Origin of the sequence: Burkholderia sp. AU31652 (assembly GCF_002223155.1) — a bacterium.
Lineage (GTDB): Bacteria > Pseudomonadota > Gammaproteobacteria > Burkholderiales > Burkholderiaceae > Burkholderia.
Genome location: NZ_NKFG01000003.1, coordinates 1,079,737 through 1,092,897, shown reverse-complemented (window position 1 = coordinate 1,092,897; position 13,161 = coordinate 1,079,737). Strand labels below are relative to the sequence as shown.

The following is a 13,161-nucleotide window of genomic DNA, read 5'->3' as shown; positions in this document are numbered from 1 at the left end:
ACGGCTCGAAGGAAGGAATGAAGAAAACGGCGGCGGCTTCAGGCCGCCGTCGTCGCATGCAGCGTCAGGAAACGCTTGAGGATGCCCGACGAATAGCTGCTCGCGATCGCCGACAGGAAGTGCGAGAACGACTGCGTCGCATGATCATCGGCCGTATCGGAGATCGTGCGCACGAGCGCGAACGGCACGTCGTGCTCCGCGCACACCTGCGCGATCGCGGCGCCTTCCATCTCGACCGCGAGCGCATCCGGCAGCGCGTCGCGCAGCGCGACGACCTCGCGCTCGCTCGACACGAAACGATCGCCGCTGATGATGAGCCCCGCATGCAGCGTCGCACCGGCCAGGCCGAAGCGCGCGGCGAACTGCGCGCCCTCTTCCTCGACGAACTGCGTGCACGCCGCCCGCAAGCTGGCGCTCAGCGCCGCGTCGGTCGCGAAACGCGTGATGCCGAGCAGCGGCACCTCGTAGCGCGGAAAGAGCGGCGACGCATCGAGATCGTGCTGCAGCAGCGTGTCGGCCACGACGACATCGCCCACGCGCACCGTGCGCGACACGCCGCCCGCCACGCCGGTGAACACGACGCCCGCCACGCCGAACACGTGGATCAGCGCGCTGACCGTCGCGGCGGCCGCGACCTTGCCGACCCGTGCGAGCGTCACGACGCAGGCCGCGCCGTGCACGGTGCCGACGTGATAATCGCGACGGCCGAGCGTGACCGTCTTCATCGCGCCGTCGGCGCGCATCGCGGCGATCAGGTCGCCGAGTTCCTCGGGCAGCGCGGCCAGAATGCCGAGCGGGCGGGCCGCAGGCGTCACATCCAGGTCGATGCCCGTCATTCCACCGCCTGCAGTTTCGCGACCGCGAGCGCGAGCCACTTCTCGCCGTGCCGCTTGAATTTCACCTGCGCCTTCGCATCGGTGCCGTTGCCCTCGAGCGCGGTGACCGTGCCTTCGCCGAACTTGGTGTGGAACACCTGCTGACCGACCCGGAAGCCGGCATCGGCGGCGCGCTGCTTGTCCGCGAACGCGGGCAGCGGCGCGGATACGGCCGGGTCGACGATCTGCTCGCGACTGCCGCCGCCCGGCCGCGCGAACCAGTCGCGCCCGTATCCGGCGTTGTCCGACCGGCCGCCCCAGCGCGAACCGGCCTCGACCTTCGGCGTCAGCCACTTCAACACGTGCTCGGGCAGTTCGTCGAAGAAGCGCGAGCGCACGTTGTAGCGCGTCTGGCCGTGCAGCATCCGGCTCTGCGCGAACGACAGGTAGAGCCGCTCCTTCGCACGCGTGATCGCGACGTACATCAGCCGGCGCTCTTCCTCGAGGCCGTCGGATTCGAGCACGCTGTTCTCGTGCGGGAACAGCCCTTCCTCGAGGCCCGTGATGAACACGGCCGAGAATTCGAGCCCCTTCGCCGCGTGCACCGTCATCAGCTGCACGGCGTCCTGCCCGGCCTGCGCCTGGTTGTCGCCGGCCTCCAGCGACGCATGCGACAGGAAGCCGGCGAGCGGCGTCATCGTGTCGGGATTCTGTGCCGGGTCGGCGGGCGATACCGGGTCGAGCACGTCGAGCGCCGGATCGTCCGTCGCGGTGCCGAGCTCGGGCGCCGCGATCGCGCCCGCGCGCAGCGGGATCGAACGGGCTGGCGTGTCGAGCCCGTAGCCTTCCTCGGCGATGAACGCGGTGGCCGCGTTCACGAGTTCCTGCAAGTTCTCGAGACGATCCTGGCCTTCGCGCTCGCCCTGGTAGAAATCGGCGAGGCCGCTGGCGCGCACGATGTGCTCGACGGTGTCGGGCAGGTTCATATGCTGCGTGTCGGCGCGCATCTTCGCGACCAGGTTCGCGAACCCGCCGAGGCTCGTGCCGGCCTTGCCCGTCACGTACGGGATCGCGGCGGCCATCGAGCAGCCGTACAGGCGCGCGGCGTCGGCCAGCTGCTCGATCGAGCGCGCGCCGATGCCGCGGGTCGGGAAGTTCACGACGCGCACGAACGCGGTGTCGTCGTTCGGGTTGTCGATCAGGCGCAGGTACGCGAGCGCATGCTTCACTTCCTGGCGCTCGAAGAAGCGCAGGCCGCCGTACACGCGGTACGGGATGCCCGACGACATCAGCGTGTGCTCGATCGAGCGCGACTGCGCGTTGCTGCGGTACAGGACGGCCACTTCGCTGCGCGCCATCCCGGTGTTGATCAGCGAGCGGATCTCCTCGACGATCCAGCCGGCTTCCTGCGAATCGGTGCTCGCTTCGTACACGCGCACGGGCTCGCCGTGGCCCGCATCGGTGCGCAGGTTCTTGCCGAGGCGGTGCGCGTTGTTCGAGATCAGCTGGTTCGCCGCGTCGAGGATGTTGCCGTGCGACCGGTAGTTCTGCTCGAGCTTGATCAGGTTGCGCACGCGGAATTCGTCTTCGAAGTCGCGCATGTTGCCGACGTTCGCGCCGCGGAACGCGTAGATCGACTGGTCGTCGTCGCCGACCGCGAAGATCGCGTTTTCGCCGCCCGCGAGCATCTTGAGCCACGCGTACTGCAGCTTGTTGGTGTCCTGGAACTCGTCGACGAGGATGTGCCGGAAGCGCGCCTGGTAGTGCGCGCGCAGCGGCGCGTTGTACGCGAGCAGTTCGTAGCAGCGCAGCAGCAGCTCGGGGAAATCGACGACGCCCTCGCGCTGGCACTGCTGGTCGTACGCCTGGTACAGCTCGACGAACTTGCGGTTGAAGTTGTCGGACGCATCGACCTTGTCGGGACGCAGCCCCTGCTCCTTCGCGTTGTTGATGAAGTACTGCACGTTCTTCGGCGGGTACTTTTCATCATCGACGTTCGCCGCCTTCATCAGCCGCTTGATCGCGGACAGCTGGTCGGCCGTATCGAGGATCTGGAAGGTCTGCGGCAGGCCGGCGTCACGCCAGTGCGTGCGCAGCATCCGGTTGCACAGGCCGTGGAACGTGCCGATCCACATCCCGCGCGTGTCGATCGGCATCATCGCCGACAGGCGCGCCATCATTTCGCGCGCGGCCTTGTTCGTGAAGGTCACGGCGAGCACGGTGGGCGGCGACGCGTAGCCCTGCTGGATCAGCCACGCGATGCGGGTGATCAGCACGCGGGTCTTGCCGCTGCCCGCCCCTGCGAGGATCAGCGCCGGTTCGTTCGGCAACGTGACGGCGGCGAGTTGTTCGGGGTTCAGATTGGCGAGCAGGTCGGGCATGGAGCGGCAGCGAACGGGCGAGAAAAATGCGGACCCCACATTATAAGTCGGCCGCGCGATGCCGTTCCCGATCCGTTCGGCGGCACGTCACGGACGTGCTGCGGCGGCGTCCCGAGAGGCCTGCGCCGGCAAGGCGATGGCTGGTCGATGTGCATCCATTTATAATTGTCAGATTCGGCATCCAATTCACGCATTTTTCGGCAGATTTCCAACATGAGCGACAACACGCTTGCGAAGAGCTTCGAGCCCCACACCATCGAGTCCCAATGGGGGCCGGAGTGGGAAAAACGCGGCTACGCGGCCCCGGCCTTCGATCCGGCCCGCCTCGATTTCTCGATCCAGTTGCCGCCGCCGAACGTGACGGGCACGCTGCACATGGGCCACGCGTTCAACCAGACGATCATGGACGGCCTCACCCGCTACCACCGGATGCTCGGCGAGAACACGCTGTGGGTGCCCGGCACCGACCACGCGGGGATCGCAACCCAGATCGTCGTCGAGCGCCAGCTCGACGCGCAGGGTGTGTCGCGCCACGACCTCGGCCGCGAGAAGTTCGTCGAGCGCGTGTGGGAATGGAAGGAAAAATCGGGTTCGACGATCACCGGCCAGGTGCGCCGCCTCGGCGCATCGCCCGACTGGTCGCGCGAATACTTCACGATGGACGACAAGATGTCGGCCGCCGTGCGCGACGTGTTCGTCACGCTCTTCGAACAGGGCCTGATCTACCGCGGCAAGCGGCTCGTCAACTGGGATCCGGTGCTGCTGACTGCCGTGTCGGACCTCGAAGTCGTGAGCGAAGAGGAAAACGGCCACCTGTGGCACATCCGCTACCCGCTTGTCGACGGCTCGGGCTCGCTGACCGTGGCCACGACGCGCCCGGAAACGATGCTCGGCGACGTCGCGCTGATGGTCCACCCGGAAGACGAGCGCTACGCGCACCTGATCGGCAAGCTCGTCACGCTGCCGCTGACGGGCCGCGAGATCCCGGTGATCGCCGACGACTACGTCGACCGCGAGTTCGGCACGGGCGTCGTGAAGGTCACGCCCGCGCACGACTTCAACGACTACCAGGTCGGCCAGCGCCACAAGCTCGCGCCGATCGAGATCCTGACGCTCGACGCGAAGATCAACGACAACGGCCCCGAGCAGTATCGCGGCCTCGACCGCTTCGACGCGCGCAAGGCGATCGTCGCCGACCTCGACGCGGAAGGCTTCCTCGACTCGGTGAAGCCGCACAAGCTGATGGTGCCGCGCGGCGACCGCACGGGCGTCGTGATCGAGCCGATGCTGACCGACCAGTGGTTCGTCGCGATGACGAAGCCGGCGCCGGAAGGCACGTTCAATCCGGGCAAGTCGATCACGGAAACGTCGCTCGACGTCGTGCGCAGCGGCCAGATCAAGTTCGTCCCGGAAAACTGGACGACCACCTACTACCAGTGGCTCGAGAACATCCAGGACTGGTGCATCTCGCGCCAGCTGTGGTGGGGCCACCAGATTCCCGCGTGGTACGGCGAGAACGGCGAGGTGTTCGTCGCGCGCAACGAGGAAGAAGCGCGCGCGCAGGCTGCCGCGAAGGGTTACACCGGTGCGCTGAAGCGCGACGAAGACGTGCTCGACACGTGGTTCTCGTCGGCGCTCGTGCCGTTCTCGTCGCTCGGCTGGCCGAACGAAACGCCTGAACTGAAGCACTTCCTGCCGTCGTCGGTGCTCGTCACGGGCTTCGACATCATCTTCTTCTGGGTCGCCCGGATGGTGATGATGACCACGCACTTCACGGGCAAGGTGCCGTTCCACACCGTCTACGTGCACGGCCTCGTGCGCGACGCGGAAGGCCAGAAGATGTCGAAGAGCAAGGGCAACACGCTCGACCCGATCGACATCGTCGACGGCATCGACCTCGACACGCTGGTCGCGAAGCGCACGACGGGCCTGATGAACCCGAAGCAGGCCGCGACGATCGAGAAGAAGACGCGCAAGGAATTCCCGGACGGCATCGCCGCGTTCGGCACCGACGCGCTGCGCTTCACGATGGCGTCGATGGCGACGCTCGGCCGCAACGTGAACTTCGACCTCGCGCGCTGCGAAGGCTATCGCAACTTCTGCAACAAGCTGTGGAACGCCACGCGCTTCGTGCTGATGAACTGCGAAGGCCACGACTGCGGCAGCGACAAGCCGGAAGTCTGCGGCGCGGGCGATTGCGGCCCGGGCGGCTACCTCGACTTCTCGGCGGCCGACCGCTGGATCGTGTCGCTGCTGCAGCGCACGGAGGCCGACATCGCGAAGGGCTTCGCCGATTACCGCTTCGACAACATCGCCAGCGGCATTTACAAGTTCGTGTGGGACGAGTACTGCGACTGGTATCTCGAGCTCGCGAAAGTGCAGATCCAGAACGGCACGCCGGAACAGCAGCGCGCGACGCGCCGCACGCTGCTGCGCGTGCTCGAGACGGTGCTGCGCCTCGCGCATCCGATCATCCCGTTCATCACCGAAGCGCTCTGGCAGAAGGTCGCGCCGCTCGCCGGCCGTTATCCGCAAGGCAAGGCCGAAGGCGAAGCGTCGCTGATGACGCAGGCATACCCGGTCGCGAACCTGCAGAAGATCGACGAGGTGTCCGAACAGTGGGCGGCCGACCTGAAGGCGATCGTCGACGCATGCCGCAACCTGCGCGGCGAGATGAGCCTGTCGCCGGCCACCAAGGTGCCGCTGCTCGCAGCCGGCGATGCCGAGCGCCTGCGCTCGTTCGCGCCGTACGTTCAGGCCCTCGCGCGCCTGTCGGACGTGCAGATCCTCGCGGACGAAGCGACGCTCGACAAGGAAGCGCACGGCGCGCCGATCGCGATCGTCGGGCCGAACAAGCTGGTGCTGAAGGTCGAGATCGACGTCGCGGCCGAACGCGAGCGCCTGTCGAAGGAAATCACGCGCCTGACGAACGAGATCACGAAGTGCAATGCGAAGCTCGGCAACGAGGCATTCGTCGCGAAAGCGCCGCCGGCCGTGGTCGAACAGGAGCAGAAGCGCGTCGCGGAATTCCAGAGCACGCTCGACAAACTGCGCGCTCAGCTCGATCGGTTGCCTGCGTAACAAAGGGTAAGGTCGTTTGCGTTCACTATAATGGGGACGTGAACATAGACCATCTGACAAGTCGATTACAGGAATAAAGGTTCGATCATGTTGAAAGTTACCAAGGCAGTGTTCCCCGTTGCTGGTCTCGGCACGCGGTTCCTCCCGGCAACGAAAGCGAGCCCCAAGGAAATGCTGCCGGTCGTCGACAAGCCGCTGATCCAGTACGCGGTTGAAGAAGCGATCGCCGCCGGCATCACCGAGATGATCTTCGTCACCGGGCGCAGCAAGCGCGCGATCGAGGACCACTTCGACAAGTCGTACGAGGTCGAGGCCGAACTCGAGGCGCGCGGCAAGGAAAAGCTGCTCGAACTGGTGCGCAGCATCAAGCCGAGCCATGTCGACTGCTTCTACGTGCGCCAGCCGGAAGCGCTCGGCCTCGGCCATGCGGTGCTGTGCGCGGAAAAGCTGGTGGCCGACAACCCGTTCGCGGTGATCCTCGCAGACGACCTGCTCGACGGCAACCCGCCCGTGATGAAGCAGATGGTCGACGTGTTCGACCACTATCACAGCTCGGTGATCGGCGTCGAAGAGATCCCGCCGTCGGAGACGAAGTCGTACGGGATCGTCGACGGCAAGGAGTGGGAAGAGTCGATCGTCAAGATGTCGGCGATCGTCGAGAAGCCGGCGCCGGAAGTCGCGCCGTCGAACCTCGGCGTGGTCGGCCGCTACATCCTGAAGCCGCGGATCTTCGAGCACCTGCGCGCGCTGAAGCCCGGCGCGGGCGGCGAGCTGCAGCTCACCGACGCGATCCAGGCGCTGCTCGCCGACGAGCAAGTGCTGGCCTACAAGTACCAGGGCACGCGCTACGACTGCGGCAGCAAGCTCGGCTACCTGAAGGCGACGGTCGAATTCGCGCTGCGCCACGCGGAAGTCGGCGCGGAGTTCGACGCATACCTGCGCACGCGCGACGGCGCACATCCGGCCGCCTGAACGCGGCAAGGGCAAGGCCCCGCTCCGGCGGGCCCGCCCTCACCTCACCGGCCGACGCTCAGCGCGCTTCGACCGGCTTCACCGAGACGACGCCCGGCATCCCGCCCGCGTCGTCTTTTTTCGTCTTGACGAGCCAGCCGCCGCCGTCGCCGAACGGCACCTTCGCGAGCGCGCTCTTCACGAGCGCAGGCGCGGCCTGCTGCGTGCCGGGATCGCGATCGCGCAGCGCGGCCGATACGCGGTAGACGTCGGCGCCCGATTTCGCGTCGACGAAGCGCAGCGTCAGCACATGGCGATACACGCGGCCCATGAACGGCAGCGCGAACGGCGCCGGCCCGTCGACCGTCACGCATGCGCTGCTCGCGGCCCCGCACCCGTCGGCGATCGCCGCGACCGAGGCCGGCTGCGTCGCATACGCGATCGACAGCCGGTAGCGCGCGGCCGCGAGCGGCTTCGCATCGAAGCCGCGGTGCGCGAGTTCGTCGCGCACGAGCGTCTCGATCTGCCGGTATTCGGCATCATCGGCCTGCGCGGCCGTCCGCACGAAATCGTAGCCGTGCGCGCCGGATGCGAACGCGTTCGGCTGCCCGACCGCACTGACGCCGCTCGTCACGCCGGCGCAACCCGTCAACAGCGACGCCGCCAGCGCGGTCGCTGCCCATTCCTTTCTCATGGCTTTCCCCAAATGCCTGCCGTCGCGCCCGGCCCTGTCAGGCGGACGGCTCGTCGATCGCGGGCAGCGACACCGTCACCGCGGTGCCGACACCCACCTCGCTGTCGACCGACACGCTGCCCCCATGGCGCGTGACGACCGTCTTCACGAATGCCATGCCGAGCCCGGAGCCCGAGATTTCGGGCCGCTCGCCGGCATGGAATCGCTTGAAACGCTCGAACAGATGCCGCTGATCTTCCGGCGCAATGCCGTATCCCTGATCGCGAATCGTACAGAACATCCGTTTCGACGCGTGCTCGACCGCCAGCGTACACGTGATCACGGTATCGGACGGACTGTATTTGACTGCGTTGTTCAGCAGGTTCACGAACGCGCGCGTGATCAGCGAGCGGTCCGCGCGCACCCAGCACATGTCGGTGCCGACGTCGGTGTCGACGCGAATGTGCTTCGCCTGCGCCTGCGGCCACACCTCGTCGCTCGCATCGATCAGCACGTCGACGAGGCTCGTCACCTCGAGCTGGTACACCTGCGACTCCGCGCGCGCCAGCTGCACGAACTCGTCGGCCAGCGACAGCGCGCGGTGCGCATAGCGCTCGATCCGCGCGAGCAGCCCGCGCATCGCGTCGGTCTCGGCGCGGTCGCGCTCGATCTCGACGAGCGCGAGAATCGACGACTGCGGCGAGCGCATGTCATGCGACAACAGGTGCAGCGCTTCCTCGCGCTGCCGCTCGGCCGCGTGCAGTTCGGTCACGTCGACGAGGCCGGCGATCCAGCCCGTCACGCGGCCCTGCGCGTTCGTGCACGCCGCGTAGCGTAGCAGATGGTCGAGCCCGTCACGATCGCGCACCTCGATGCCGCGCGCCATCGCGTCGTGCTCGGCCTCGAGCGTCGGGTCGAGTGCCGCCGGCCAGTGTTCGCGGATCACCGCGTCGTGTTCGGCGTTGCCGTCGACGGTCTTCATGAAGGTCAGCTCGCCGAGCGCGGTGCGCAGCGGCCGGCCTTCCGGCAGCGGCAGCGACAGGCGCGACCCGTAGCGCTTGGCCGCATGGTTCGCGATCAGCACGGTGCCGGCCAGGTCGGTCACGAAAATCGGCTCGGGCATGCTGTCGAGGCTGTCCCACACGAAGCGCTTCATGTCCTGCACGCGCTGCGCGGCTTGCGCCATCAGCGCCATCTGTCGCTCCAGCACGTCGCCGCCGACGCTGCGCGTGCGCGGCGCCTCGGGCAGCAGGTGCGGCTCGTCGGCGAGCCGCTGCAGCTCGCGGCGCAGATACGACATCGTCATTTCCAGGCGCCGCCAGTTCCAGATCGGGTAGACGGCGACCAGCCCGAAGATCGCGGGCGCCGGCGACAGCCAGATGCGCGCCTCGAACAGCAGCGCCATGCTCGCGACGACGGCCAGCGCGGCCAGGCTGAGCGTCAGCAGCAGCGCGCGCCACGGCGACAGCATCAGGAAGCCGCCCAGCAGCGCGGCGAGCGGCAGCAGCGACGCGATGAACAGCCCGGCGGGCGACGCCGGCGAGATCGCGCTGCCGGTCGCCAGCATGTCGAGCACGTTGGCATGGATATACACGCCGGCGAGCGGCCCGAACTCGCCGGACACGGGCGTGGCGAAGCGGTCGTACAGCCCCGACGCCGTCACGCCGACGACGACGATCTTGCCGCGCAGCGCGTCGGGTTTCACGCGCCCTTCGAGGACGTCGTCGAACGACAGCGTCGGATACGCGGGCGTGTTGCGGCTGAACGGGATCAGGTAGCGGCCCTCGCCCGCCGCATCGCGCGACAGGTCGTGCGCATCCGCGCCAGGCATGCCGCCGACCGGGTGCAGCCGGCCGGCCTGGATCGCGCGGTAGACGGGCACCATCAGCTGCGGCCAGCGCACGCGGCCGTCGCTTTCGTACAGCGCCACGCTGCGTACGATGCCGTCGCGGTCGACTTCGAGGTTGATGTGGCCGAGCCCGACCGCGCGCGCCGCGAGCGCGGCCACCGGCGGATCGACCGCGCGCGAGCCGTCCGCCTGCTCGGGGCTCAGCAGCACGGGCAGGAAGGTCGGCACGTGGGTCATGGCGTCCGCGAACGCGCGATCTTCCGGCGACGGTTCGGTAAACAGCACGTCGTAGACGACGGCGGCCGGCTGCGCGCGCGCCAGCGTGTCGAGCAGCCGTGCATGCACGTCGCGCGACCACGGCCAGCGGCCAAGCGCGGACACGCTCTGGTTGTCGATGTCGACGACGACCACGTCGGGTGACAGCGGCAGGCTGCGCAGCATCAGCAGCCGGTCGTAGATGAGGCCGTCGACGCTCGCCGACAGCCGGCCGAGCGCGCACGCGAGGATCACCGCGATCCCGAGGCAGCCGATCGCGATCCATTCGATCAGGAAGCGGCGGCCGAGGCGCCGCCGCGGAGAAACGGAATCGGGTTTCATGCGCCGCGGGTCAGCGCGACAGCGTGAACGCGCTGACCGGACTGGTCTTCTCGTAGAACTTGCCGCCTTCGAACTCCTCGACGGTCACGGCCCAGAAATACTCGCCCGGCGGCAGGTGCGCGACGGTGATCTGGCGCGTATGCAGGCCGACCTGGTCGACGACCGGCGCGCTCAGGTCCTTCGAGCGCGACAGCACGAACCGGTAGCGCGCACCGTCGCCCGAACCGTTCGGCGACCAGCGGAACTCGTAGCCGCCGGCGCCGGGCGACGCGCTCGCGTCGAGCCCCATCACGCGGCGTTCGAACGCGTACGTCCGCGGCCGGCCCTCGAGGCCGTTCGCATCGATCGCGGCGACCCGCACGAAGTAGTTCCCGTTCGGCACGTCGCGGAAGACCGCGCGCGGCGAATCGGTGCGCGTTTCACGGAACAGGTCGAGCAGTCCGGCGTCGTGCGCGAGTTGCACGCGGTACGCATGCGCGTCGGCGAGCGGCGCGACGTCGAAGGCGACCTCGGGCTCGTCCTGCACCTTGTCGGGATGCGCGAGCGCCGGCGCGGGCAGCAGCTCGACGGGCGCCCCGACCGCGCCGGACGACGTCGCGACGCTGCCGAAATTCGCATGCACGAGCGTCGGATCGGCGGGCTTCCGGCCGCCCGCGACGCCGACGGTGCCGTCGAGCACTTCGACACGCGTCGACGCACTGCCGGCCGCGTCGTAGTTCACGCGAAAGTGCGTGCCGCGCACGCCGGCCACGACCGACGGCGACCGGATCTGGAAGCGGTCGTCGCGTTTCTTCAGATGGGTGACCTCGCTGTCGACCGAGCCGCGCGTGAGTTCGAACTCACGATCGAGCGTGCCGGTCAGCACCGTGCGGCGCAGCGCCTTCAGGTCGAGCTGGCTGTCGGGCGGCAGGCTCATGTGCGTGCCGTCGGCGAGCTCGAGCGTCACGAAGCCGTTCGGGCCCGTGCGCACGCGGTCGCCCTCGGCGAGCGTCGCGTCGTTCGCGAGCGGCGCAAAAGCATCGCCGGACGCGCGTTCGGCCGTGCCCTGCACCGCGACGACGCGAGCGGTCAGCTTTTCCTTGCGCAGGCGCGCCACCGGCAGCTTCAGCGCGATGCCGGGCTGCAGATGCTTCGGCGCGGGCACGCCGTTGATCTGTTGCAGCAGTTGCCAGTCGTCCGCGCCCTGCAGATAGCGCGCGGCGACGTCGTACAGCGTGTCGCCCGCCTGCGTGCGGTAGACGACCATCTTGCCCGCCGCCGCGGGCGGCTGGGCCGCCGCATGCTGCGCGGCGAACGCAAACGCGACCGCGCAGGCTGCGCGCAGCGCGACCGTGCGCAGGTTCGCCGTGCGCTGCGTGATTCCCGTGGTCACTCCGGTTCTCCCTGCCCGACCCGTTCGAGCCGGTAGCCGTAGCCGTAGATCGGCGCGAGGCGATAACCGTTTTCGGGCCGCAGGCCGAGCTTGGTGCGCAGCATCGAGATGTGCGTATCCATCGTGCGCGACGGGATGTCGGTCGCCTGCTTCCACACGAGATCGAGAATGTGCGCGCGCGACAGCGGCCGGTCGAGGTGCTGGAACAGCAGCAGCGCGAGTTCGAATTCCTTCTGCGTGAGGCTCACGGCCTTGTCGCCGACGTAGGCCTGCTTCAGGTTCACGTCGAAACGGAATTGATCGAATTCGCGAACGGTGGCCTCGGCGTTGACCGGATACGCGCGCCGCAGCAGCGAGCCGATGCGCGCGCGCAGGATCGGGCCCGACACCGGCTTGACCACGTAGTCGTCGGCGCCGGCGTTGAGGATCTGCGTGATCCCCGCCTCGTCGTCACGGCTCGTCATGAAGATGATCGGCAGGCTGTGCTCGGTCTGATTGGCGCGCACCCACTTCAGCACTTCCTCGCCGGACATGTCGGGCACGTTCCAGTCGAGCACCAGCAGATCGAACGTCTCGCGCTGCAGGCGCTTCTTCAGGGCCTTGCCTTCCTTGAACGCGTAGCACGTATGGCCAACGGCCGTCAGCGTTTGACTGACGAAATCCGTCTGGGCCGGATCGTCATCCAGTACAGCAATTCTCATAGCACCCCGCAAATCGAAATCGATTCGTCCTGTTCAGCTCCCCGCCCCACCCGGCCGCGCAGCACGTGCGCGGCTTCCGGATACCGGCCGGCGAGCCGTCGTTCGCCGCTCGCGCCACCTGCGCAAACCGGCGACCCCAGCCAAATATCTCAAAAACGGGGTACGGACGAACCGGCGATTTCATCATAGTAGTATGAAATTCGCCAATAAATTGCGCGGACTACCGTCTTTTCTTCGAATAATCCTACCCACCGCGCAATCGAGCGCCTAATCGGCGCCCGTGATGCCCGCCACTGGCTCGACAGCATCGTCGGACGGCACGCAATGCGCCAGCGGCTCCGGACGCGCCGGCTGGGCAAGCATCCGCTGCAGCTGGCCGCGCACGCGCTCCCACGCGGTGGCCGCGTAGTCCGGCTGGCTCGCTGCCCACGCCTGCGCCAGATCGAACACACGCTCGATCGTCGCACCGCAGTAGGTCAGGCCCGAGCCGTCGTCCTGCGCGGCATCGCGCAGCCGTTCGTCGAGCCACTCGGCCAGCCACGGCATCTCGGCCGCGGCGGAATCCGCGTAGGCTTCCAGCGCGGCACGCGCGTGGCGATCCTGTTGCGGGTCGAGCTCGATACGGCTCAGTCCCGATACGCTGCGTTCCGCTCCGGACGGACTTCGAATGGTCCCTGGTCTGAAGGACATGTCCTCTCCCCGTTGTACGACGGTAGCATCAGGCATGGCCCCCGTGCCCGC

At 67.9% G+C, this 13,161-nt stretch carries 9 protein-coding genes; 2 read left to right on the top strand and 7 right to left on the bottom strand.

All coding sequences use genetic code 11. From position 1 onward, the window contains the following. Window positions 1-38: 38 nt before the first annotated feature. Entirely contained in the window at window positions 39-836 is a 798-nt protein-coding gene (locus CFB40_RS07725) for a 5'-methylthioadenosine/adenosylhomocysteine nucleosidase (RefSeq protein ID WP_089430974.1), read from the bottom strand. Then, window positions 833-3,196 carry a UvrD-helicase domain-containing protein gene (locus CFB40_RS07720; protein ID WP_089425181.1) on the bottom strand — a complete coding sequence of 788 codons (2,364 nt, stop codon included), beginning with the start codon at window positions 3,194-3,196 and terminating at the stop codon, window positions 833-835. The genes CFB40_RS07725 and CFB40_RS07720 overlap by 4 nt, the downstream gene beginning before the upstream one ends. Window positions 3,197-3,409: 213 nt before the next feature. Between CFB40_RS07720 and CFB40_RS07710 the strand changes: the two genes are divergently transcribed. Both CFB40_RS07710 and galU read left to right on the top strand, forming a co-directional pair. Beyond that, window positions 3,410-6,277, top strand: coding sequence for a valine--tRNA ligase (locus tag CFB40_RS07710; RefSeq protein WP_089430973.1), 2,868 nt, complete (start codon window positions 3,410-3,412; stop codon window positions 6,275-6,277). Window positions 6,278-6,364: 87 nt separating this feature from the next. Continuing rightward, complete coding sequence (galU, locus tag CFB40_RS07705) at window positions 6,365-7,249, top strand: UTP--glucose-1-phosphate uridylyltransferase GalU (protein ID WP_089425179.1); 885 nt, start codon at window positions 6,365-6,367, stop codon at window positions 7,247-7,249. 58 nt (window positions 7,250-7,307) lie between these two features. Here the strand turns inward: galU and CFB40_RS07700 are convergent, their stop codons facing one another. From CFB40_RS07700 to CFB40_RS07680, 5 genes are all read right to left on the bottom strand, one after another. After that, complete coding sequence (locus tag CFB40_RS07700; RefSeq protein WP_089425178.1) at window positions 7,308-7,922, bottom strand: DUF4136 domain-containing protein; 615 nt, start codon at window positions 7,920-7,922, stop codon at window positions 7,308-7,310. A 37-nt stretch (window positions 7,923-7,959) separates the two neighbouring features. Next, window positions 7,960-10,347 carry a CHASE2 domain-containing protein gene (locus CFB40_RS07695; protein WP_089430972.1) on the bottom strand — a complete coding sequence of 796 codons (2,388 nt, stop codon included), beginning with the start codon at window positions 10,345-10,347 and terminating at the stop codon, window positions 7,960-7,962. Window positions 10,348-10,357: 10 nt separating this feature from the next. Then, window positions 10,358-11,719 carry a FecR family protein gene (locus CFB40_RS07690; protein ID WP_089430971.1) on the bottom strand — a complete coding sequence of 454 codons (1,362 nt, stop codon included), beginning with the start codon at window positions 11,717-11,719 and terminating at the stop codon, window positions 10,358-10,360. Continuing rightward, complete coding sequence (locus CFB40_RS07685) at window positions 11,716-12,420, bottom strand: response regulator transcription factor (protein WP_006490421.1); 705 nt, start codon at window positions 12,418-12,420, stop codon at window positions 11,716-11,718. The genes CFB40_RS07690 and CFB40_RS07685 overlap by 4 nt, the downstream gene beginning before the upstream one ends. A gap of 267 nt (window positions 12,421-12,687) precedes the next feature. Then, window positions 12,688-13,110 (bottom strand): peptidase, encoded by a 423-nt coding sequence (locus CFB40_RS07680; protein ID WP_089425175.1) that lies wholly within the window; start codon window positions 13,108-13,110, stop codon window positions 12,688-12,690. Window positions 13,111-13,161: the final 51 nt, after the last annotated feature.